Origin of the sequence: Mesorhizobium sp. RIZ17, assembly GCF_051127865.1 — a bacterium.
Taxonomy (GTDB): domain Bacteria; phylum Pseudomonadota; class Alphaproteobacteria; order Rhizobiales; family Rhizobiaceae; genus Mesorhizobium; species Mesorhizobium humile.
Genome location: NZ_CP147861.1, coordinates 220,681 through 241,177, shown reverse-complemented (window position 1 = coordinate 241,177; position 20,497 = coordinate 220,681). Strand labels below are relative to the sequence as shown.

At 63.2% G+C, this 20,497-nt stretch carries 21 protein-coding genes; 10 read left to right on the top strand and 11 right to left on the bottom strand.

What is annotated here, in order from left to right; translation table 11 throughout:
* Positions 1 to 191: 191 nt before the first annotated feature.
* The 3 genes from WDX12_RS01230 to WDX12_RS01220 all read left to right on the top strand — a co-directional run bounded on the left by WDX12_RS01230 (position 192) and on the right by WDX12_RS01220 (position 2,529).
* A complete protein-coding gene (locus WDX12_RS01230) occupies positions 192 to 1,124 on the top strand; it encodes a transglycosylase SLT domain-containing protein (RefSeq protein ID WP_434723669.1) in 933 nt (310 codons plus the stop codon).
* Between the two features lie 40 nt (positions 1,125 to 1,164).
* Positions 1,165 to 1,662: a GNAT family N-acetyltransferase gene (locus WDX12_RS01225; RefSeq protein ID WP_434723668.1), complete on the top strand. Its 498-nt coding sequence runs from the start codon at positions 1,165 to 1,167 to the stop codon at positions 1,660 to 1,662.
* Positions 1,663 to 2,001: 339 nt separating this feature from the next.
* Complete coding sequence (locus tag WDX12_RS01220) at positions 2,002 to 2,529, top strand: phage tail protein (protein WP_434723667.1); 528 nt, start codon at positions 2,002 to 2,004, stop codon at positions 2,527 to 2,529.
* A gap of 27 nt (positions 2,530 to 2,556) precedes the next feature.
* On the opposite strand, the gene WDX12_RS01215 is transcribed toward WDX12_RS01220, so the two are convergent.
* Entirely contained in the window at positions 2,557 to 2,901 is a 345-nt protein-coding gene (locus WDX12_RS01215; protein ID WP_434723666.1) for a hypothetical protein, read from the bottom strand.
* A gap of 160 nt (positions 2,902 to 3,061) precedes the next feature.
* On the opposite strand from WDX12_RS01215, the gene WDX12_RS01210 reads away from it, so the two are divergent.
* The 3 genes from WDX12_RS01210 to WDX12_RS01200 all read left to right on the top strand — a co-directional run bounded on the left by WDX12_RS01210 (position 3,062) and on the right by WDX12_RS01200 (position 4,990).
* Entirely contained in the window at positions 3,062 to 3,622 is a 561-nt protein-coding gene (locus tag WDX12_RS01210; RefSeq protein ID WP_434723665.1) for a DUF4142 domain-containing protein, read from the top strand.
* 326 nt (positions 3,623 to 3,948) lie between these two features.
* On the top strand, positions 3,949 to 4,341 hold the full coding sequence (locus tag WDX12_RS01205; RefSeq protein WP_434723664.1) for a Rid family hydrolase: 393 nt from the start codon (positions 3,949 to 3,951) through the stop codon (positions 4,339 to 4,341).
* A 205-nt stretch (positions 4,342 to 4,546) separates the two neighbouring features.
* Positions 4,547 to 4,990, top strand: a complete 444-nt coding sequence (locus tag WDX12_RS01200; RefSeq protein WP_434723663.1) for a hypothetical protein — start codon at positions 4,547 to 4,549, stop codon at positions 4,988 to 4,990.
* On the opposite strand, the gene WDX12_RS01195 is transcribed toward WDX12_RS01200, so the two are convergent.
* Positions 4,991 to 6,199, bottom strand: coding sequence for a DNA adenine methylase (locus tag WDX12_RS01195; protein ID WP_434723662.1), 1,209 nt, complete (start codon positions 6,197 to 6,199; stop codon positions 4,991 to 4,993).
* An 80-nt stretch (positions 6,200 to 6,279) separates the two neighbouring features.
* Between WDX12_RS01195 and WDX12_RS01190 the strand changes: the two genes are divergently transcribed.
* On the top strand, positions 6,280 to 7,371 hold the full coding sequence (locus WDX12_RS01190) for a site-specific DNA-methyltransferase (protein ID WP_434723661.1): 1,092 nt from the start codon (positions 6,280 to 6,282) through the stop codon (positions 7,369 to 7,371).
* A 9-nt stretch (positions 7,372 to 7,380) separates the two neighbouring features.
* Here WDX12_RS01190 and carB read toward each other — a convergent pair whose 3' ends face one another.
* The 4 genes from carB to WDX12_RS01170 form a co-directional block, all read right to left on the bottom strand.
* A complete protein-coding gene (gene carB, locus WDX12_RS01185; RefSeq protein WP_434723660.1) occupies positions 7,381 to 10,884 on the bottom strand; it encodes a carbamoyl-phosphate synthase large subunit in 3,504 nt (1,167 codons plus the stop codon).
* Positions 10,885 to 11,148: 264 nt separating this feature from the next.
* Positions 11,149 to 11,961, bottom strand: a complete 813-nt coding sequence (locus WDX12_RS01180; RefSeq protein ID WP_434723659.1) for an SH3 domain-containing protein — start codon at positions 11,959 to 11,961, stop codon at positions 11,149 to 11,151.
* A 16-nt stretch (positions 11,962 to 11,977) separates the two neighbouring features.
* Positions 11,978 to 12,736, bottom strand: a complete 759-nt coding sequence (locus WDX12_RS01175) for a metallophosphoesterase family protein (RefSeq protein ID WP_434723658.1) — start codon at positions 12,734 to 12,736, stop codon at positions 11,978 to 11,980.
* Between the two features lie 3 nt (positions 12,737 to 12,739).
* On the bottom strand, positions 12,740 to 13,096 hold the full coding sequence (locus tag WDX12_RS01170) for an ArsR/SmtB family transcription factor (protein ID WP_320293467.1): 357 nt from the start codon (positions 13,094 to 13,096) through the stop codon (positions 12,740 to 12,742).
* A gap of 194 nt (positions 13,097 to 13,290) precedes the next feature.
* Here WDX12_RS01170 and WDX12_RS01165 point away from each other — a divergent pair, with 194 nt between their 5' ends.
* Positions 13,291 to 14,469, top strand: a complete 1,179-nt coding sequence (locus WDX12_RS01165) for an MFS transporter (protein WP_434723657.1) — start codon at positions 13,291 to 13,293, stop codon at positions 14,467 to 14,469.
* A gap of 176 nt (positions 14,470 to 14,645) precedes the next feature.
* Here the strand turns inward: WDX12_RS01165 and WDX12_RS01160 are convergent, their stop codons facing one another.
* The gene (locus WDX12_RS01160) at positions 14,646 to 15,110 is read right to left on the bottom strand and encodes a MarR family winged helix-turn-helix transcriptional regulator (protein WP_434723656.1); all 465 of its coding nucleotides are present in this window, start codon (positions 15,108 to 15,110) and stop codon (positions 14,646 to 14,648) included.
* 190 nt (positions 15,111 to 15,300) lie between these two features.
* On the opposite strand from WDX12_RS01160, the gene WDX12_RS01155 reads away from it, so the two are divergent.
* Positions 15,301 to 16,095 (top strand): SDR family NAD(P)-dependent oxidoreductase, encoded by a 795-nt coding sequence (locus WDX12_RS01155; protein WP_434723655.1) that lies wholly within the window; start codon positions 15,301 to 15,303, stop codon positions 16,093 to 16,095.
* A 402-nt stretch (positions 16,096 to 16,497) separates the two neighbouring features.
* Here WDX12_RS01155 and WDX12_RS01150 read toward each other — a convergent pair whose 3' ends face one another.
* The gene (locus WDX12_RS01150) at positions 16,498 to 17,097 is read right to left on the bottom strand and encodes a LysE family translocator (protein ID WP_434723654.1); all 600 of its coding nucleotides are present in this window, start codon (positions 17,095 to 17,097) and stop codon (positions 16,498 to 16,500) included.
* A gap of 91 nt (positions 17,098 to 17,188) precedes the next feature.
* Between WDX12_RS01150 and WDX12_RS01145 the strand changes: the two genes are divergently transcribed.
* Entirely contained in the window at positions 17,189 to 18,064 is an 876-nt protein-coding gene (locus tag WDX12_RS01145; RefSeq protein ID WP_434723653.1) for a LysR family transcriptional regulator, read from the top strand.
* 16 nt (positions 18,065 to 18,080) lie between these two features.
* On the opposite strand, the gene WDX12_RS01140 is transcribed toward WDX12_RS01145, so the two are convergent.
* From WDX12_RS01140 to WDX12_RS01130, 3 genes are all read right to left on the bottom strand, one after another.
* Positions 18,081 to 18,731, bottom strand: a complete 651-nt coding sequence (locus WDX12_RS01140) for a glutathione S-transferase family protein (protein ID WP_434723652.1) — start codon at positions 18,729 to 18,731, stop codon at positions 18,081 to 18,083.
* Positions 18,732 to 18,817: 86 nt separating this feature from the next.
* Entirely contained in the window at positions 18,818 to 19,468 is a 651-nt protein-coding gene (locus tag WDX12_RS01135) for a dihydrofolate reductase family protein (protein WP_434723651.1), read from the bottom strand.
* Between the two features lie 155 nt (positions 19,469 to 19,623).
* A complete protein-coding gene (locus tag WDX12_RS01130; RefSeq protein WP_434723650.1) occupies positions 19,624 to 20,466 on the bottom strand; it encodes a protein-L-isoaspartate O-methyltransferase family protein in 843 nt (280 codons plus the stop codon).
* Between the last annotated feature and the right edge of the window lie 31 nt (positions 20,467 to 20,497).

Genomic DNA, 20,497 nt, shown 5'->3' with positions numbered 1-20,497 from the left:
GCACTCCCGCCCTGTTATCACCACCCGAAAACCGTCTGGCGGCCCCGATTGCCGGGGGTGAATCGCTGGTGTAAGGACTCCTTAACAACCGACAAACCGGACCGCACGGCTTGCCTGCTAAAATCATAATCACCGCGATCGGCGTGCTCGTTGCCGCTGCTGGTCTGAGCGGTTGTACCTCGACCTCGCAAATGAAGGCCGCGCCCGCGCTTGCGGCCGCCTCGACGCCTGTCGTCGCCGACGATACGCCGACCCTCGCGCTGCCCGAAACGGTGGCCGTCCTGCCGGAGCCTTCCGGTCTTGCGCAGGTGCAGACCGCGGCGCTGGCCGGCGATGCCGTCGCCATGGCCACGACGCCTGGCGCGCCGGCGACGCAAGGCGCGCCCGCGACGCAAAGCGCGCTTTTGCCGCCGCCTGTCCAGCCTGGCGCACCCCTGTCCAGCGTTCCGCTGGCGCAACCCGCGGCTTTCGCGGGAGCGACGCCGATGGCCGGCAAGTTTCCGCCGCCCCCGGTGCTGACCGCTGGTGGCTCGCCGACCGGCCCCGGATCCATCAAGCAAGCAGCATCGATCAAGCAGGCGGCGGTCTATACGACCGCGGGCGTCGCCATGCCGGTCACCGGCCAGTCGGCGAAAGTCGCGCCGATGCCCGGTGTCCAGCAGGTCGCCTACGTGGCGCCGGAAAATCCGGCGCTGCTTGCCGCACCCGGCCAGCCCGAAGTGCATGCCAGCGGTCCACGCGGCGAGATCGAACGGCTGATCGAGAAATATTCGGCGATCTATGAAGTGCCGGTCGAGTTGGTGCGCCATGTCGTCAACCGCGAGAGCACCTTCAACCCGAAAGCCTTCAATCACGGCCATTGGGGACTGATGCAGATCAAGCACGCGACGGCGCGCGGCATGGGCTATGACGGACCGGCGACCGGCCTGTTCGACGCCGAGACCAATCTCAAATACGCGGTGAAATATCTGCGCGGCGCCTGGCTGGTCTCGGGCGGCAATGCCAAGCGGGCCGACATGCTCTACCAGACCGGCTATTACTACGACGCCAAGCGCAAGGGCCTGCTTGAGGCGACGGGCCTTGGCGTCGACCGCAAGCGGCGTCGCCTGCAACCCGACGCCTGATAGGACTGTCCGGTTCCGCGCGGCGTTTCGAGACAGCGCCATGCATGAAGACACGACGCCCCGCCCGCCGGCTCCCAACGACATCCGCCTGCGCAAGCTGCTCGACGACACGCTCACCGCGCCGCATTGGCCGGAGGGCTTTGTCATGCGCGCGTTCGAGTATCGGGACGCGCAGGCTTTGCACGCGCTGCTGCACGAGGTGTTCGACGACGGCGCCGACGGGCCGTTCGACGAATGGTGGCCGCGCATCGCCGGCGATGCCGAGTTCGACCCCGCCCTCTGTTTCCTGGCGATCGACGGCAAGGGCCTGCTGGCGGGCGCGGCGCTCTGCTGGACGTCCGGTTTCGTCAAGGACCTCGCCGTCCATCCGGAAGCGAGACGGCAGGGCCTCGGCGAGGCGCTGATGCGGCACGTTTTCCTGATCTTTCGCGCTCGTGGGGCGGCCCATGTCGATCTCAAGACAAACACGGTGAAGAACACCGCGGCCTTCAGGCTCTACGAGCGGCTCGGCATGGTCCCGGTCGACTGGGAAGGCTGACGCTTAAAGCGCGTCGCGCTGAAACGGATTCAGGCGACGCGCTTTAAGTCTTTGTTTTGATGCATGTCGTTGTCCCAGAACCGCTGCACACTTCTGGGCGACATGCATTGAAGCGCGGCGTTGCAACCACCTGCGCGCATTCATTGTGAACGACTTCACATAGGCTGACGTTAGGGCATGCTAATGCGTCGTCGTGCCGGGCGGCCGATCGGCGGATCGACGCGGGCAAGGCGTCGGAGGAGGCTGTGCCGGCATGCGTCAGCCACTCCCAGGCGGGCTCCGGGGCGGGGGTTTCGGAGCCCGTCCGCTTTGCGTGTAGCGAGATGAAGGAGATCCGGCATGGCCCCGTTCACCGTCAATCCGCAGCGTTTCGACCCTTACAAGAACTACCGGTTCCGATTGAAATGGGACGGCAAGTATGTTGCCGGCATTTCGAGGATCAGCGCGTTGAAGCGCACCACCGAAGTCATCGAGCACCGTGACGGCAGCGCGGCCGGCAACACGCGCAAATCGCCCGGCATAACCCGCTTCGAGCCGATCACGATCGAACGCGGGGTGACCCACGACTTGGAATTCGAGCGCTGGGCGAACAAGGTGTGGGATCTGCAGATGGGGGTCGGCGCGGAAGTTTCGCTGAAGGACTTCCGCAAGGACATCATCCTCGAATTCCTCAACGAGGCCGGACAGCTGGCGCTCGCCTACAGGATCTATCGCTGCTGGCCGTCCGAAGTGCAGATGCTGCCGGAACTCGATGCCAACGCCAATGCGGTGGCGATCCAATCGATGAAGCTGGAAAATGAAGGCTGGGAGCGCGACACCGCCGTGGTCGAGCCGGCCGAGCCCGGCTTCAGCGATCCGCCGGCCTGACCAACGCGAACCCTGAGCACCGCCGGTTCAGATATCGGGCGCGTTGCCGACCTTCTTCTTCATGTCCAGCGCCCAGGCGCGCCCTTCGTCGCCACCCCACAGCAGCCAGGCGATGTAGCCGGCCGAGGGGTTGTCCTCGTTGCCGTAATTCTTGCCCTTCTTGTCCACCTCGTGGCGGGCGAAATAGCTGACCATGCGCCGGATGGTCGAAGGTGACAGGTTCCTGCGGTTCTTGAGCTCCGTCGCACGCGCGACGCCGATCTCCGTGCCGCCGCGGCCGAACTCCGCGCGCAGCCTGAGGCCCTTGGCGGCATTGTCGGCCACGATCTGCGGGCAGCGTAGGTCGATTTCGTCGCTGTTGGTCTGGCGCATTCTTTGTCCCCGTTCGGAAGGTTTAGCCGATGAAAGGGAATGCGGCAAAGCGGGGCGGGGTTCCGGCGCGGCTTTTCTGGCGACCCGGGTTTTCGAAGCAACCCTGACGGAGATGCCGCGTTGGGGATAGCGGAGGGGCTGTTTCGGATCGGAGATGGAGATGAAAACGCTGCTGCCCCTGGTCGCCGTCGCGCTGCTTGCCGGCGCGCCCGCCGCGTTCGCCCAATCGAACGACACCAACACGGATGCCGTGGGACCGATGGTGACCGACAACAAGGTCGACACCCAGACCTTCGCCACGACCGTGCCCAACGCCAACGAATTCGAGATCCAGTCGAGCAAGCTCGCGCAAGAGAAATCGGCGTCGGCCGACGTCAAGGCATTCGCGGCGCAGATGATCAAGGATCACACCAAGGTTGCTGAGGACTTCAAGGCCGCACTCAGCCAGGGCCAGACCACCGCGTCGATCAAGCCCGCCGGCCCGGCGCTGCAGCCGAAGGAGCAGCAGATGCTCGACGAATTGAAGGGCGCCACCGGCAAGGAGTTCGACGCCAAATACATCAAGATGCAGACCGACGCGCACAAGGACGCTGTCGCGCTGTTTTCCACCTATGCCAATTCCGGCGACGACCCGGCGATGAAGGAATTCGCCAAGAAGACGCTGCCCGTGCTGAAGATGCACGAGAAGCACGTGAAGGCACTGGCGGTCGCGCATCAGTGAGGGTTCTGGCCGAAGCTAATCGGCCAGCGACGCGCTCTACGGCCCCCCTCTCTGTCCTGCCGGACATCTCCCCCTCAAGGGGGGAGATCAGCCGTCACGCCGGCTTTCGCCAATCTCCAACGTTGCAGGAAAGGTGAGGCGCAGAAGCTGCCAATCTCCCCCCTTGAGGGGGAGATGTCCGGCAGGACAGAGAGGGGGGCGAAGGAACGCTACGTTGCGCGCTTTCCACTGGCAAATGCCGAACCGCCCGCCCACAGGGGGAGAAGGGAAGGCTGGCGTTCCCTTGCCGCCACTGTAATCTCCTCCGCAAACAAGGGTGGACCACCATGGACAAGGAAGTCATCGAAGTGCCCGTGATGTCGGCCAAGGTGCGCGCGCTCGGCCTGCCATGCTCGACGGCGGTGCGGGCCAACGGCTTCGTGTTCATCTCGGCGACGCCGCCGGTGGACATGGTAACCGGCGAGATGGTGCGCGGCGACATCGAAACCCAGACCGAGGCGTCGCTGAAGGCGCTGAAACACTGCCTGGAAGCGGCCGGCACCTCGCTGGACAAGGTGGTGATGGTGCGCATCTACGCCGTCAATTCCGGCTTCTACAGCGCCATCAACCGGGTCTATGCGAAGTATTTCAGCGTGAACCCGCCGGCGCGCAGTTTCGTGCCGGTGGCGTCGTGGCCGATGGAGTTCGATATTGAGATCGAGTGCGTGGCGGTGGCGTGAGGTACGTTGAGCCCAGCGATGTGCGACCTCCGCCAAGGCTAGCGGCCGTGGCGACAGGGACGGTGCGTCATCTGTTGCACTTCCATTTGCCTCATTTACAAAAAAGCTATAAAGCTACTCGCCGGGTTCGGGCATTATCCAAAAGCATAATTTAGGTGCACTTGACTTGTGTACCACTTGGAAGATGCCCCATTTGGGAGGCAAAATGGACGTCTTGATTTCGGAAGTTGCGGGACGTGGCCGCTGGACGCAGTTCAACCTGAAGCTTACCTGGGTTCAACCTTTTTTCGGCAGTCCCCCGGCAGCGATGACCTTGGTGAGACTCTGCGAGCTAAATGCCGCAGGGGTGTCTGTTCAAAACTATAATCAGCCGGCTGTTTTTAAGCCCAATAGTCGAAACTGGGCTTTCGAGATTCCGGGGGCGCATGGACTTAAATACCCTGTCAACAAGCAAACCAGGCCATTGCTTGTAATAGCCCAACGACCTGGCGGGCGGTCATCATTTGAGTTGCTGATGCCGAACGACGGCCGTTATCCGGCAGTGGCAGCGTTCTTGGCCGCTCACAGACAGACGCCCCTGGTGCATCTGTCGCGCACTATTGTTCCGCGAGCTTCCCTAGGAGCTGGTCGCCTTGGATTGCAAATTTGATCAGCGGGCCACTATTAGAACTTCCGAATTATCGCGCTTGGGTGACGACAATTCTCCTGAGTTGAATTGAGAATATTTTCTATCATGAATGTTAATTACACTGACGTTGTTATAGTACATACGAGATATTTCTATCAATGATGCGAGGTTCATTACCCGATTAGCAACTTTGTCTCCATTGGAGTCGTCGGCATACGACAATGCTATTGGTATATTTTGACGGCTCGCGTTTGATAAAAGAGCCTCAAATGCCTTTCTGGCCAAGCTTCTGATTGAGTAGAGAGACTGATAGCGCCCATTTCTTATCATTGTATTTTTATTGTCTATTTTCGGAAAGTCACCCAGAGCTATGGTTTCCAATACGTGATAATATCGGCTGTAATGTTCGCGCCCATATGGTGGATCCATATATATGAATGAAACTTCACTGCCGAATTTACTAATAGCTTCCAGGTCAGTCATATTTGATACGGTGTTATCTTGAGAGAACAGATAATTTGTACTGTATATCGACAGGCAATCAATAAAAGTTTTTATAACATTGGCGCTACGTTTGTTGGAAAATTTTTTGACAGTACTCCATCTGACCGACCCGTCCGTATTGATCCATTTTATCGGCTGTGCAAATTGATTGCCGACCGTGTATGTTATCCGACTGGCCGTAGATATTAAGGCAGCCAGAAAATGAAATTTTGTTTGCCCGGTCAGATTTCTTGATGCTTCCAGCATGGATTGGAGTTCGCAGGCTTGCTCCATCGAAAAATACCGGCCACCAAAAAGAGACACTATCGCATATCGATTGCCCTCTTTTGAGATGTACTCAATTTCCCGCAACATTTGCTGAACTTCAGATGGATCAGAATCAGGCGATATATTCCGTTCGGCGGTGATCGCCCGTGAAAACTGGGTCTTGAGAAAATCACAGGTGTCGCGGAATCGCTTGGTGGTCACAACCTCGAGAGCTCGCTCACCGGTGTGCTGCTCGCCCATCAATAGGGCGGTGCATAGGACGTGTGAGTACGTCTGTATATCATTTGCAATCACGCGACGGCTTTGGGCGAACTGTCGGCTTATGCTGCCAGACCCGGCAAACAGGTCTAGAACCACGCCGCTCGTGCCGAAATGGCTTGTGCATACGTGATCGATCAATTCCGCCGACTTTGCCTTGTTGCCTAAGTAGTAGACGGTCGGCGCTGTCGAGTCGGCCATAAGATAAAATTCCTACTTAACCCGGGATTAACCATCCGTGAAGGATGACTGGTGTGACATGAATCGGGGCGACGCATTCAATGCCAAAAGACGGGTTCCAGGGCAAGCTAATCAAGGGAGACAACAGTGTCGTTCTTGATCGCATGATTGCGGAAGGAACGGTCGTCTCCTGCGCATATATTGATCCGCCATATAATAACAAAGATAGGTTTGATCACTACGAAGACAATAAAGATTACGATATATGGGAAGCTGAGATTATTGCGGTGTCGTCTAAAATCCGCTCTCTCCTGAGTGAAGAGGGGAGCCTTTGGGTTTCGATCGATGACAAGTTAATGCATTATCTTAAGGTAGCTCTAGATAACGTTTTTGGCAGAGAAAACTTTATATCGACGGTTGTCTGGGAGCATCGGACAACGCGCGAGAATAGGGCAATATTCTCGAATAATCATGAGTATATTCTTGTATATGCGAAGAATTTCGAGAAGTTCAAATCCTACCGAAACCCCCTTCCATTCACTGACGAATGGAAGGACAGGTTCAAGAACCCCGACAATGATCCTAGAGGCCCTTGGCAATCTGTTTCGGCCAACGCTCAAGCCGGTCATGCGACTGCAGGTCAATTCTATGAATTAGTCGCACCGAGCGGTAAACGACATCTACCACCGAAGGGCCGGTGCTGGTTATACACCCAAGCAAGGATGAACGAGGCTATGCGTGAGGGCCGAATTTACTTTGGCAAGGGCGGCAGCGGTGTGCCTCGCATAAAGAGGTATCTAAGGGAGGTGAAAGGGGGACTTACTCCGCACACGTTATGGAAAGCGGACGAAGTTGGAACCACGGCCTCTGCAAAGAAGCATTTGCTCGATGTACTTGCAGATGTATCAGTTTTTGAAACGCCCAAGCCCGAACAGCTGATTTCGCGAATACTGTCGATTGCTTCCAATCCGGGAGACTTGGTATTGGATGCCTACTTGGGCTCCGGGACCACAGCTTCCGTGGCCCACAAGATGGATCGCCGCTATGTCGGGATAGAACTCGGTGAGCACATTGCCAGTCATTGCGTTAGGCGTTTGAGGAGTGTCTGCCAGGGCGAGCAGGGTGGTATCTCAAAAGCCGTGAATTGGCTCGGCGGCGGCGATTTCGACTTGGAAGATTCCGCTGTCGCGTAAAGTCGGCTCTCACCCAAAATACTCCTGCAGCGGCCTCACTTCGAGGTTCCCCGCCCGCAACGCCGCAATCGCCTCCGCCACAGCCGCCGCCCCCGACAACGTCGTGTAATACGGCACCTTCTGCATCAGCGTTGCGCGGCGCAGCGACTTGGAATCCGACACCGCCTTCTGGCCGTCGGTGGTGTTGAAGACGATCTGGACCTGGCGGTTGCGGATGGCGTCCTCGATGTGGGGGCGGCCTTCGAGGACCTTGTTGATCTTCTGTGCGTCGACACCATTTTCGGCGAGGAAGCGGGCGGTGCCGGAGGTGGCGAGGACCTTGAAGCCCTGGCCGGCGAGGCGCTTTACCGCCGGCAGGATGCCTTTCTTGTCCTCGTCGCGCACCGAGACGAACAGCGTGCCGGAGCGGGGGAGATCGACGCCGGCGCCGAGCTGGCTCTTGGCGAAGGCCAGCGCGAAATCGCGGTCAAGGCCCATGACCTCGCCGGTCGAGCGCATTTCCGGCCCGAGCAATATGTCGACGCCGGGGAAGCGGGCGAAGGGGAAGACGGCTTCCTTGACCGCGATATGGCCGGGATTGCGCGGGTCGGGCATCGCGCCGTAGTGGGCGAAGGCATCTTCCAGCGTCTCGCCGGCCATGATGCGGGCGGCGATCTTGGCGATGGGACGCCCGATGGTCTTGGCGACGAAGGGCACGGTACGCGACGCACGCGGGTTCACTTCCAGCACATAGATCGTGCCGTCCTTGATCGCATATTGCACATTCATCAGGCCGCCGACGTTCAACGCGCGCGCCAAGGCGGCCGTCTGGCGTTCCAATTCGTCGACGAGGTCGGACGGCAGCGAATGCACCGGCAGCGAGCAGGCGCTATCGCCCGAATGGATGCCGGCCTCCTCGATATGCTCCAGGATGCCGGAGACGAAGGTCGCCTTGCCGTCGCACAGGCAATCGACGTCGACCTCGATGGCGCCGGACAGATAGGTGTCGAACAGCAGCGGGTTCTTGCCGAGCAGCGTGTTGATCTGGCCGGTCTTGTCGTTGGGGTATTTCTGCTTGATGTCCTCCGGCACCAGGCCGGGCACGGTGTCGAGCAGGTAGGTCTGCAGCATGCCTTCGTCATGGATGATCTGCATGGCGCGACCGCCGAGCACATAGGACGGGCGCACGACCAGCGGGAAGCCGAGCTCGCCGGCGACGAGGCGCGCCTGCTCGACCGAATAGGCGATGCCGTTCTTCGGCTGGCTGAGGTTGAGCTTGTGCAGCAGCTTCTGGAAGCGATCGCGGTCTTCGGCGAGGTCGATCATGTCGGGCGAGGTGCCGAGGATCGGGATGCCGGCCTTCTCCAGCGCGTCGGCCAGCTTCAGCGGCGTCTGGCCGCCGAACTGGACGATGACGCCGACCAGCTCGCCCGACGCCTGCTCGGCGCGCAGGATCTCCAGCACGTCCTCCGCCGTCAGCGGGTCGAAATAGAGGCGGTCGGAGGTGTCGTAGTCGGTCGAGACCGTCTCCGGGTTGCAGTTGATCATGATCGCTTCATAGCCGGCGTCGCGCAGCGCGAAGGCGGCGTGGCAGCAGCAATAGTCGAACTCGATGCCCTGGCCGATGCGGTTCGGGCCGCCGCCGAGGATGACGACCTTCTTGCGCGCCGAGACGCGCGCCTCGTTGGCGGGCTCGCCGACGAAAGGCACTTCATAGGTCGAGTACATGTAGGCGGTCGGCGAGGCGAACTCGGCGGCGCAGGTGTCGATGCGCTTGTAGACCGGATGAACGTCGAGCTTTGCGCGAGCCTTCTGAATCATGTCCGCGTCGGCCTTCGTCAGCGATCCGAGGCGGGCGTCGGAGAAACCCATCGCCTTCAGCATGCGCAGATTGACGGCGTCCTGCGGCAGGCCATGCTCGCGGACGCGCTCCTCCATGGCGATGATGCCGGCGATCTGCTCGAGGAACCACGGGTCGATCTTGCACATGGCGTGCACGTCTTCGAGCGAGGTGCCCATGCGGATCGCCTGCGCCACCATGCGCAGCCGGTCCGGCGTCGGGGTGCCGAGCGCGGCGCGGATCGCGTTGCGGTCGTCGACATGGCTGGCGGCGGCGCTGCCATGGCCGAGGCCGGGGATCTCGATCTCGTCCAATCCCGTCAGGCCGGTTTCAAGTCCACGCAAGGCCTTCTGCAGCGATTCCTGGAAGGTGCGGCCGATGGCCATCACTTCGCCGACCGACTTCATGGCGGTGGTCAGCACCGGCTCGGCGCCGGGGAATTTTTCGAAGGCGAAGCGCGGGATCTTGGTGACGACGTAGTCGATGGTCGGTTCGAAGGAGGCCGGCGTCGCGCCGCCGGTGATGTCGTTCTCCAGCTCGTCCAGCGTGTAGCCGACGGCGAGCTTGGCCGCGACCTTGGCGATCGGGAAGCCGGTTGCCTTCGAAGCCAAGGCAGAGCTGCGCGAGACGCGCGGGTTCATCTCGATGACGACGAGGCGGCCGTCGGCCGGGTTGACGGCGAACTGCACGTTGGAGCCGCCAGTCTCGACGCCGATCTCGCGCAGCACCGCGATCGAGGCGTTGCGCATCATCTGGTATTCCTTGTCGGTCAGCGTCAGCGCCGGCGCGACGGTGATGGAATCGCCGGTGTGCACGCCCATCGGATCGAGGTTCTCGATCGAGCAGATGATGATACAGTTATCCGCCTTGTCGCGGACGACCTCCATCTCATACTCCTTCCAGCCGAGCACGCTTTCCTCGATCAGCACCTCGGTGGTGGGCGAGGCGTCGAGGCCCGACTGGACGATGTCGTAGAATTCGGCGCGGTTGTAGGCGATGCCGCCGCCGGTGCCGCCCATGGTGAAGGAGGGGCGGATGATGGCCGGCAGGCCGACATGGTCGAGCGCCTGGGCGGCGATCGCCATGCCATGGCTGATATAGCGCTGTTTGCGGTCGCCTTCGCCGAGGTTCCAGCGGGTTTCCAGCGCGTCGAGCGCGGCATCGAGGTTTTCCGGGTTTTCCGCCTTCAGTGCCGCGCGCTCGGCCTCATGCGTCTTGCGGTCGGCGTTCTTGACGTCGGTGGCGTTGGCCAGCATCGACTTGGGCGTTTCCAGGCCGATCTTGCTCATCGCCTCGCGAAACAGCGCGCGGTCCTCGGCCTTGTCGATGGCGTGCGCGTCGGCGCCGATCATCTCGACTTGATAGCGCTCCAGCACGCCCATGCGGCGCAGCGAAAGTGCTGTGTTGAGCGCCGTCTGGCCGCCCATGGTCGGCAACAGCGCGTCCGGCCGTTCCTTGGCGATGATCTTGGCCACCACTTCGGGCGTGATCGGCTCGATATAGGTGGCGTCGGCCAGCTCCGGGTCGGTCATGATCGTGGCCGGATTGGAGTTGACCAGGATGACGCGGAAGCCTTCTTCCTTCAGCGCCTTGCAGGCCTGGGTGCCGGAATAGTCGAACTCGCAAGCCTGGCCGATAACGATGGGGCCGGCCCCGATGATCAGGATCGACTTGATGTCGGTGCGTCTTGGCATATTCGAAAAATCCGTTCGGCGAGCGGCTTGCACGAAAAACCGGGACGGGAGGACCCGGCCGGTTGTGCTTGCGATTCTGGTATCAGGCTAGGAGGGCCTTATAGGGAAGAGTTTTGCGCGATGTAACCCCGAAAATGCGGGAGTAGGGCAGTAGGCAGTAGGCAGTAGGCAGTAGGCAGTAGGCAGTAGGCAGTAGGCAGTAGGCAGTAGGGGGATGCGTCCGCCTGCCCTACTGCCTAGTCCCTATTGCCTACTGCCTAGTCCCTAATCTCCCAGCGCCAGCGCATCGGTGATCTCGAAACGCTCGGAGACGCCGATGCGGATCATGTTGAGGTTGCCCTCGCGGGTGAAGCGGAAGTCTTCGGGTGAATCCGAGCCGCTCGGCTTGCCGCCATGGAAGGTGATGACGCGGCTACCGCCATCCGGCCAGGTCACAGTCACGGTGCTGTCGCCGTCCTTATGCGCGACGCTTATCTCGCAACGGGTCATTGGCTGGCCGACCTGACGAGCGCAGGGGATGCCGGCGCCCGGGGCAGGGGCGTCGGGATCGGCGCTTGCCGAGGCCGCGAAGGCGAGGCCATAAGCGTCCTGCATTGCGGTCCTGCCGATCTCGGCCGCGGATGGCGGCTCGGCCGGCTCACCGCCGCCCAGGCGCGCAGCGATATCAGGCGGCGGCTCCTCGGAAGGTGGCTGAGGCGCGACGGCTTCGGCGGCGGGCACGGAGACGTCTTCAGGCGCCGGCGCGGGATTGCTGGGGCTGAGATAGCGGGCGGGCGCCCATCCGGTGATGTGCGCGTCCTGCGTATCCTCGACCTTGCACCAGGGATAGTTGTTGACGGTCTTGCAGCCGTAATTCTTGACGGCCGTGCCGTTCGGCAGGCGCGCTGCCACCTTGCCACCCGGCGAAGCGGTGGCGCGGATGTTGAGGAGATCGTCCGGCGCGAGGCCGCCGATAATCGAAATGATCGGTTGCGGCGCATTCTGAGCCAAGGCCGGCAGCACGGCGAGCAGCAATGGAGCGGCCAAGAGCAGCGTTGATGGGAGCGTGACCTTGCGCTTCATATGAGCTTCGCTCAATGGATATGAACTCCGTTCAATCCTTCATGAACCCGGTCCGCAGCGCGTGCTCCCACTCCGGCCGCCCCGCCTGTTCGGCCTGCTTTGCGGCGGCTTCATGATCATAGTCGACGGCGATGCTTTCGAAGCGGCTGGGACGGCCGTCATTGCCAAGCTCGACGATACCGTAGCGGGCGTGCGGTGAGCCCTGTTCGGAGACATGCGCCGGCGGCGTGTCGTCGTCATAGGCCGGGCAGCCGACGCTGCCGGGATTGAAGAGGACCGGACCTCCAGGAATGCGGATCAATTCGTTGCGGTGGCTGTGGCCGCACAACACCAGGCGGCAGGCCGGATCGAGCGACTTCAGCCGGCGCGTTATGGCGGCGAGCGGCGCGCGCACCAGCTGGCCATCGACAATGGCGTCAGCGAGATATTTCTCGTCATGGTCCGGCCGGGCGTGGAAGGCGACGATTCCGGGCGCGACATCCAGCGTCATCGGCAGGGCGAGCAATGCCTCGCGCTGCGGCGCGGTCAGCCGCTCCTGGGCGTAGCGATCGGACGGCCACATGGTCTCATCGGCCGCGTCCTGCGCCACGCGACGGTCGTGATTGCCGCGCACCGTCGGCAGGTTGAGCGCCTGCAACCGTTCCATCGTCTCGCGCGGCCAGAGCGGGCCGGAGACGCAGTCGCCGAGATTGACGGTGATGTCGGCGCCGCCGCGCTGCTGGAGATCGTTCAGCACGGCGTCCAGGGCGAGCACGTTGCCGTGAATGTCAGCAAGGACAGCAATGCGCATGGGTCAGACCGAAACCTCGGCCTCGGACACACCGACGGCCGGCAGCGCCGGGTCGCCGTCGGCCGCGGCAATCACGCTGTCGAGCAGGCCGGGGAAACGCCTGTCGAGGTCGTCGCGGCGCAGCGTTATCAGCCGGCTGGTGCCGACCGCTTCGCTGCGGGTGACGCCCGCCTCGCGCAGCTTGGCGAGGTGGTAGCTGAGATTGGTCTTCGAGGCGAGGTCGAGGAACTTGCTGCAGTTCAGCGGCACGCCTTCCTTGCTCGCCAGATAGCGCACGATGGCAAGCCGGGTCGGGTCGCCGAGCACGGCAAGCACGATAGGCAGGCTGATCTGGTCGGCGGTTGGATGGGGCAGGCTCATGACCCAGAATTAAGCACAAACGGCACGAACTTCAACGCGGCTCCTTTCTTGGCCGACAGGCACAGCTTCTTCATTTCCCGCCCGTCCTGACACAGGGCTGTCAGCAGGGTTCAGCTATTTTGTCTCGGCTCGGTTGACATCATGCCCTGCCGTGTCCAATTGTTCAATAACTTTTGAACTAAGGACAATTCCTCATGGACAAGCGGATCTTCTGGCTTGCGCTCGGATCGTTTGCGATCTCGACCGAAGGCTTCGTCATATCGAGCCTTCTTCCCGATATCGCCGCCGATGCCGGCATATCCGTGCCGCTTGCCGGCTCGCTGATCACCGCCTTCGCGCTCGCCTATGCGATCGGCGCGCCGGTGCTGGCGACGCTGACCGGCGACTGGGACCGGCGGCGCGTCATCCTGTGGACGCTGGTCTTCTTCGTCGTTGGTAATGTTGCTGCCGCGCTCAGCTCATCCTTCGAGCTGCTTTTGATCGCGCGCATCGTCATGGCGCTGTCGTCCGGCCTGTTCGCGGCGACCGCGCAAGGCACGGCCGTGGCGCTGGTCGACGACCATCACCGGGCGCGCGCCATCGCCGTCGTCGTCGGCGGCACCACTGTGGCCGTGGCGGTCGGCGCGCCGCTCGGCGCGCTGGTCGCGGCGATTGCCGGCTGGCGCGGCACGTTCTTCGCCATCGCGGCGCTCGGCGCGCTGTCCGGCGCGATCCTGTGGTGGCGGCTGCCGCGCGGCATTATCGGCACCAGGCTGCCGCTGAAGCGCCGGCTGGCGGCGGCCATCCGCCCCGGCGTGATGCCGATCCTTGTGACGACGGCGCTTGCGCTGGTCGGAGCCTTCACGGTGTTCGCCTTCATCGCGCCCTTGGCCATCGAAGGCGGCGGGCTCTCGCCGATCGCGCTGCCGGGCATGCTGCTTGCCTTCGGCGTCGGCGCCGTCATCGGCAACATCGCCGGCGGGCAGGCCGCCGACCGCTTCGGCGCCACCCGCACCGTCGCCTGGTCGCTGACACTGTCGGCCGCGATGCTCGTCACCTTCTCGCTGATCCCGACCTTCCTGCCGCATCATCTCGCCGGACCGGCGCTGATGGCCATGATGGTGCCATGGGGCATCGTCGGCTGGGCCTTCCCGCCGGCGCAGGCGAGCCGCATCATCAAGCTGGCGCCCGACGCCGCGCCCATCGTTTTGTCGCTCAACGCCTCGGCGCTCTATCTCGGCGTCGCGCTGGGCGCGGTGGTCGGAGCCGCGGTGCTGCGCTTCGGCGCCCCGGCCGATCTCGGCCTGATAGCCGCCGTGTTCCCGATCGTCGGCCTGGCCGTCGTGCTTGCCGGCCGGATGTTGGCGCGGCCGGTCGCCATGCCGGCGGAGTAAGGCGTGATGATATTCAGGTGAGGCCGGCCTGCAAATGACGGTTTCCTGCGCTTCCGGTGCTCACGTACCTTAAGTACGCTCCGCTCCGGTTCTCGGAACCCGCCATTTTCGGCTCGGCCTGACCTGAATCTCATCACGCCTTAACACAACCAAGGAATTGAACGATGGCCGCTTCTTCAGTCTGAAGGAGCGGCCTTCGGCATTTCGAGGTTCAGGTCGGCGACCGCGTCCAGCGCGGCGCGCAGCTTCGCCGCCTGTTCCGCGCCGACCTTATCCTCGAATTCCCGCTGGGCGACGCTCCAAAGCTTGAGCGCCTCGTCGAGCTTGGCCTGGCCTTGCGGCGTCAGCCGCACGCGCTTGACGCGGCGGTCGTCCTTGTCGGCAAAAGTCTCGACATAGCCGTCGCGGATCAGCGGCTTCAGCGTGTGGCCGAGCGCGGAGAGATCCATGATCATCGCTTCAGCGATGGTGCCCATCGCCGGCTGATCGCTGATGTGGATCTGAAAGATCAGGCCGAACTGCGTGCTCTTCAGGCCCGAAGGCGCCAGCGCGTCGTCGTAGAAGCGGCCGAGGCTGCGCGCGGCGCGCCGCAGCGTGGCGTTGTTGCAGTCGCTGAATCCTGGCTTCCGAGCTTCGGTCATGATCACTCCTTGCCGGCGATGAGATGCGCCAGCCTGTCGCAGAAATAGTTTTTGCCGCTGCCGTTGACAAGATAGTGGCATATACCTACTTCGGCAAAAGTGGCATATGCCACTAATTGAAATCATAGGCTCGGCGGATGATGTCGTCGTCGGCGCCGAACCAAAAGAAGCCAAACAAAGGAACAGGACAATGAGCACGAAGGACAACAAGGGCACGGCCGTCATCACAGGCGGATCGTCGGGCATCGGTGCGGTCTATGCCGACCGGCTGGCGGGGCAGGGCTACGACCTGGTGCTGGTGGCGCGCCGCGCCGACCGCCTGCAGGAAGTGGCTGACAGGCTGGCCTATGCCTATGGCCGCAAGGTGAAGACGATTGTCGCCGATCTCTCCGTCGATGCCGATCTGCGCCGCGTCGAGCAGGCGGTCGCGACGGACGACAGCGTGACGTTGCTGATCAACAATGCCGGCGTGGCCGGCCTGGAGACGATTGCCGACGCCGACGCCGACACGGCGGAGCGCATGATCAAGGTCAATGTCGTGGCGCTGACCAGGCTGACCCGCGCGGTCTTGCCGGGCCTGCTTGCGCGCAACCGCGGCGCCATCATCAACATCGCCTCGGTCGTCGCCTATGGCATTGCCGTCGGCGGCATCTACAGCGGCACCAAGGCCTATGTCGCCAACTTCACGGAAGCGCTGCAGAAGGAAGTCGCCGGCACCAATGTAAAGGTGCAGTCCGTCGTGCCCGGGCCGATCCGCACCGAGCTGTGGGACGTCTCCGGCATCAGCCTCGACGGGATCAATCCGGACTGGATCATGAGTGCCGAAGATCTGGTCGACGCGGCGCTTGCAGGGCTCGCCCAAGGCGAGACCGTCACCGCGCCCGGCCTTGCCGATGCGGCCGGGCTGGCCACCTATCTCGGTGCCCGGGACCGGTTCTTCGGCAGCCTGTTCTCCGGCAAGCCGGCGGCGCGCTACGCCGTCTGAAGGCTGGTTCCTCGCCCCACGAAGTGGGGAGGTGGCCGCGGAGCGGCCGGAGAGGGGCTTTCGCAGGGCGAGTCTGTCCCCGGATACTGGTTGCCGACTGATCAGGCCGAGGCTTGATTGCCACGTGGTTCCCCCAATCCGTCGCTGCTTCGCAGCGCCACCTTTCCCCCCTCCGGAGGGAAAGGAAGGGGGCGTTGCTGGACGAGCGTTGACGGCAAAAGCTTGGCACCTTCCTCTACCCCGTCGATCGGGGGAGAGGTGGCTCGGCGAAGCCGAGACGGAGTGGGGGTCGACCAGCGCTAATGCATGCGCCAGCTGCCATGCACGCTATCGCCAAAGGCCAGCCGCTTGGAAATGTGTGCATGCCGTAGCCACCTGCATGGGGGCGAGGAAACAGCGCTTTTACACTGGCCGCCACATCTGCAGGATCGAGGCGGCCAGCAGCAGGCCCAGCACGATGTTGAGGGTGCGCCACTGCCGCTCCGTCTTGAGCAGGCGGGCAAGGAGAGTTCCCGCCACGCACCACAGCGACAGCGAGAAAGCCGCGGCCAGCCCGAATACCGCGCCCAGCAGCAGCGCGAGTTGCAGCGGACCGTCCGCCAGTGCCGCGAAAGATGCGGCGGCGCCGAGCCCCATCGCCCAGCCTTTCGGATTCATCCACTGGATGCCGGCGCCGCCGAAGAAGCTGCTCGGCCTGGCCATGCTGATATCGAGATTGGGCGGACCGCTGCGGCTGATCTTGACCGCAAGCCAGATGAGATAGAGCGAGCCCGCTATCTTCATGGCAAGCTGCAGGGACGGCACCGCGGCGAGCAAGCCGGCGAGGCCCGCCGCGCCCGCGGCCGCCACGCTAGCCAGCCCCGCGGCACTGCCGGCCATCAACGGCACCGAACGGCGAAAGCCGAATTGCGCGCCGGACGCGGTCGACAAAGTCGTGGCGATGCCGGGCGTCGAGGTGGAGATCAGCGCGAACAGCACCAGCGGGATGATGGTTTCGGACATGCGGGCTTCCCAGTGGAGGAAGCCGGCATGCTTAGGCGCTTCGCGGCATCAGTAAATGCAATGTTTGATATGGTTTGCATTAGGGACTATAATGCCGACCATGACCCGCGACCTCGACATGACTCTCATCCGCACCTTCGTCACGACGGCCGACAAGGCCAGCATGACGGCGGCCGCCAATGCGCTTCACCTGACGCAAGGCGCCGTCAGCCAGCAGGTCAAGCGGCTGGAAGAGGTGCTCGGTCAGAGCCTGTTCGAGCGCGGCCGCCGCGGCCTGAAGCTGACGCGATCCGGCGAGCGGCTGCTCGACAGGGCAAGGCGCCTGCTGCAGCTCAATGACGAGATCCTAGCCGAAATCAGGGGCGGGGCGGTTGCGGGGCAGGTGCGGATCGGCGTGCCTTACGATCTCGTCGGGACGCTGCTCGCGCCGGTGCTGAAGGCCTATGCCGAGGCCTATCCGCAGGTCGAGATCTCGCTGGTCTGCGCTTCCTCGCCGGAACTCGCGGCGGCCCTGGCGGCGGGCACGATCGACCTTGCCGTCATCGAGGAGCGCGTCGGTCCCACTGCCGGCGAATGCCTGCTCGTCGACCGACTTGTATGGGTCGGCGCCAGAGGCGGGGCGGCACGCCTGAAACGGCCGCTGCCGGTTTCCATCGTCGCCGACACCTGCGCCTTCCGGCCGGCGGTGCTGGCAGCGCTTGGCGAGCACGGGCTCGACTGGCGCACCGTGTTCGAGAACGGCAACATCGATGCGACCACCGCGACGGTGCGCTCGGACCTGGCGGTGACCACCTGGCTTGCCTCGACGGTTCCGGCCGATCTCGACATCCTGTCCGATGCCGGCCTTCCGGCGCTGCCGAATTTTTCCGTCAACCTGCATCTGCCGAAGCACGCCACCCAGCCGGCCGCGCAGGCTTTTGCCGGCCATATCCGCGAGGGCCTTTCACGCTACCGCCAGGCGGCGTGAACGGCTGGGGGGCCGGTCAGCCGCTCGACGCGGCGATGGCGACCGCCAGTTGCGCCTCGAAAGCGCGCTTGAAAGCCGGCCGCGCCTCGCCGCGGGCGACATAGGCGGCGAGGTTCGGGAACTCGGTCAGCAGACCCGATCTTTGCAACCGGCGCAGCACGCCCACCATGACGAGGTCGCCGGCGCTGAAGGCGCCTTCGAGCCAGTCGCGATCGCCCAAGTGGCGGGAGAGCTCGGCCAGTCGCTTGCGGATCCGGTCGTCGACCAGGGGCAGGCGCTGGTCGCGCCACGGCGCGTCGCGCTCCAGGATCACGGCCGTCGTGCGGTCGAGGATCGGCTGCTCGATGGTGCTGAAGGCCGCGAACATCCAGGCGATCGCGCGCGCCCGTGCGTTTGCATCCTCGGGCATCAGGCCAGGGTGACGCACCGCGATGTGAAGGACGATCGCGCCCGACTCGAACAGAGCGAGATCGCCTTCTTCATAGGTCGGGATATTGCCGAAGGGGCTGATCGCAACATGCGCGGGTTGCTTCATCGCATCGAACGAAACGAGACGAACGTCATAAGGCTGGCCGACTTCCTCGAGCGCCCAGCGCACGTGCATGTCGCGCGCCAGCCCCCTGCCGCCGTCGGGCGATCGTTCGAAGGCGGTGATGGTGGGTATCATCGGCGGCTCCTGACCGTTCAGTCGTCGTTGCGAAAGGGGGCTTCATAAAGCGAATACGCGGTGGCCCGGCCCGCCGCGCGATCGCACTACTTCCAGTTCCTGCGCCGTTCCATCTCGGCTTGCGAAGGCTCCTGTTGAGCAAACGAGCCGGTGCGGATTTCACCCGCGCGCTCATAGGTCGCGATGATGACGCCGGTGGTGGAGGTCTGCGATTTGACGAGCTTGAAGGCCGCCGGCATCGCGTTGTCGCCGAACAGCCGCTTGCCCTTGCCCAGCACCAGCGGGAAGACCATCAGCCGGATCTCATCGATCAGTCCGTTGGCGAGCAAGGTCTGGATCAGGTTGCCCGATCCCTGGATGAGCAGGTCGGGTCCGTCTTCCTGCTTGAGTTCCTTGAGCCTTGCAACGATATCGGGCCCGAGCGACTGCGTGTTCTGCCAGGTCAGCGTATCCGGCCGGTGCGTCGCCACATATTTGACCGCGGGGTTGAAGACATCGGCGATCTGATCGTTCTGATACGGCCAATACGCGGCGAAGATGTCGTAGGTTCTGCGGCCGAGCAGCAGGGCGAAGGGCTTGGAGAACAGCTCCTCCATTGCCGCGCCCCCCACCTCGTCGAAGTAATGGAAGGTCCAGCCGCCGAACTTGAAGCCGCCGACCGGATCCTCTTCCGGGCCGCCGGGCGCCTGCATGACGCCGTCGAGGCTTACGAATGTGGCGGCGATGATCTTGCGCATCTGGTTTTCCTTTTGGCTGATCCGCGCCGTCGCGGCCGGATTTCTGGTTAGAGCGTTTTGACGCAATTCCCGACGGAAAACCGCTTCGCACTTTTCCCGGAATTGCTCCTAGGACGAACGGCAAGGCGCGTTTTCGACAAGGGCCTTTAAAATTTCTATCGCGTGCTGTCGGCGGGGACAGCACGCGATGAGAACCAGACGTCGCCGAACACGGCGGTTGCCGTCCGGTCCGGTGTCCTGGCTGCCGCCAGCCAGATCGAGCGGGTGCGCGCGGCACGCTCGCGGGTCGGTATTTTCGCGCCCGGCTCGGCGGTGGAGGCGCCGACGCAGGGGATGAACCAGGAACCCATGAAGGGTCGGCAAGCAAAGCCGTTTTCCAGGCGGGTTACGAGGACCGCGAGGCCGACGGTTTCGGACGGGCGCCACGGAAAGATCATGCGGCCGCCGGGCTTCAACGCCTTCAGCCATGCGGCGGGCGGAGCAACGACGCCGGCATTGACATAGATGATGTCGGATAGCGGCAGCGGATTGGCGACGGCGTCGCCATGGATCACTTCGATGTTGCCGTACCGGGCGAGGTTCGTCCTGGCGCGCGCGGCGAGACCGGCCTCGAGTTCGAAGGCGGTGACGCTGCCGCCCGGCTCGACCAGCTTCGCCAGCAGCGCCGTGTAGTAGCCCGTGCCGGCGCCGATATGGGCGACGTGCTCGCCAGGCTTCGGCCCGACCTTGCCGAGCCACATGGCATGCAGCAGTGGCTCGCCATTGTTGATGGCCTTGTCGGCATCGAGCACGACAAGCACGTTCTGGTAGATATAGCTTGGATCGGCCGTCGGTGTCTGGATTCTGCCCTCGCCGGCGAAGACGGTCCAGGGCCCGGAGCCGAGAAAGGCCTCACGCGGAACGGAAGCAAACACCTGCTCGATGCGCGGGTCGGCCGAACGCGCCTGCGCGGCCATCAGCCTGGCGTAGAATTTGCGGGCGTCGTCCGATCCGGCCATGCTTGAAGAAGATAGCGCGGCCAGCCGCGAA

Coding starts and splice junctions, on each gene's coding strand:
- WDX12_RS01130 (WP_434723650.1), bottom strand. CDS start 20,466: ATGGCCGGATCGGACGACGCCCGCAAATTCTACGCCAGGCTGATGGCC.
- WDX12_RS01195 (WP_434723662.1), bottom strand. CDS start 6,199: ATGGCCGACTCGACAGCGCCGACCGTCTACTACTTAGGCAACAAGGCA.
- WDX12_RS01150 (WP_434723654.1), bottom strand. CDS start 17,097: ATGTCCGAAACCATCATCCCGCTGGTGCTGTTCGCGCTGATCTCCACC.
- WDX12_RS01205 (WP_434723664.1), top strand. CDS start 3,949: ATGGACAAGGAAGTCATCGAAGTGCCCGTGATGTCGGCCAAGGTGCGC.
- WDX12_RS01215 (WP_434723666.1), bottom strand. CDS start 2,901: ATGCGCCAGACCAACAGCGACGAAATCGACCTACGCTGCCCGCAGATC.
- WDX12_RS01220 (WP_434723667.1), top strand. CDS start 2,002: ATGGCCCCGTTCACCGTCAATCCGCAGCGTTTCGACCCTTACAAGAAC.
- WDX12_RS01210 (WP_434723665.1), top strand. CDS start 3,062: ATGAAAACGCTGCTGCCCCTGGTCGCCGTCGCGCTGCTTGCCGGCGCG.
- WDX12_RS01135 (WP_434723651.1), bottom strand. CDS start 19,468: ATGCGCAAGATCATCGCCGCCACATTCGTAAGCCTCGACGGCGTCATG.
- WDX12_RS01175 (WP_434723658.1), bottom strand. CDS start 12,736: ATGCGCATTGCTGTCCTTGCTGACATTCACGGCAACGTGCTCGCCCTG.
- WDX12_RS01230 (WP_434723669.1), top strand. CDS start 192: ATGAAGGCCGCGCCCGCGCTTGCGGCCGCCTCGACGCCTGTCGTCGCC.
- WDX12_RS01160 (WP_434723656.1), bottom strand. CDS start 15,110: ATGACCGAAGCTCGGAAGCCAGGATTCAGCGACTGCAACAACGCCACG.
- WDX12_RS01225 (WP_434723668.1), top strand. CDS start 1,165: ATGCATGAAGACACGACGCCCCGCCCGCCGGCTCCCAACGACATCCGC.
- WDX12_RS01155 (WP_434723655.1), top strand. CDS start 15,301: ATGAGCACGAAGGACAACAAGGGCACGGCCGTCATCACAGGCGGATCG.
- WDX12_RS01165 (WP_434723657.1), top strand. CDS start 13,291: ATGGACAAGCGGATCTTCTGGCTTGCGCTCGGATCGTTTGCGATCTCG.
- WDX12_RS01200 (WP_434723663.1), top strand. CDS start 4,547: ATGGACGTCTTGATTTCGGAAGTTGCGGGACGTGGCCGCTGGACGCAG.
- WDX12_RS01140 (WP_434723652.1), bottom strand. CDS start 18,731: ATGATACCCACCATCACCGCCTTCGAACGATCGCCCGACGGCGGCAGG.
- WDX12_RS01190 (WP_434723661.1), top strand. CDS start 6,280: ATGCCAAAAGACGGGTTCCAGGGCAAGCTAATCAAGGGAGACAACAGT.
- carB (WP_434723660.1), bottom strand. CDS start 10,884: ATGCCAAGACGCACCGACATCAAGTCGATCCTGATCATCGGGGCCGGC.
- WDX12_RS01170 (WP_320293467.1), bottom strand. CDS start 13,096: ATGAGCCTGCCCCATCCAACCGCCGACCAGATCAGCCTGCCTATCGTG.
- WDX12_RS01145 (WP_434723653.1), top strand. CDS start 17,189: ATGCCGACCATGACCCGCGACCTCGACATGACTCTCATCCGCACCTTC.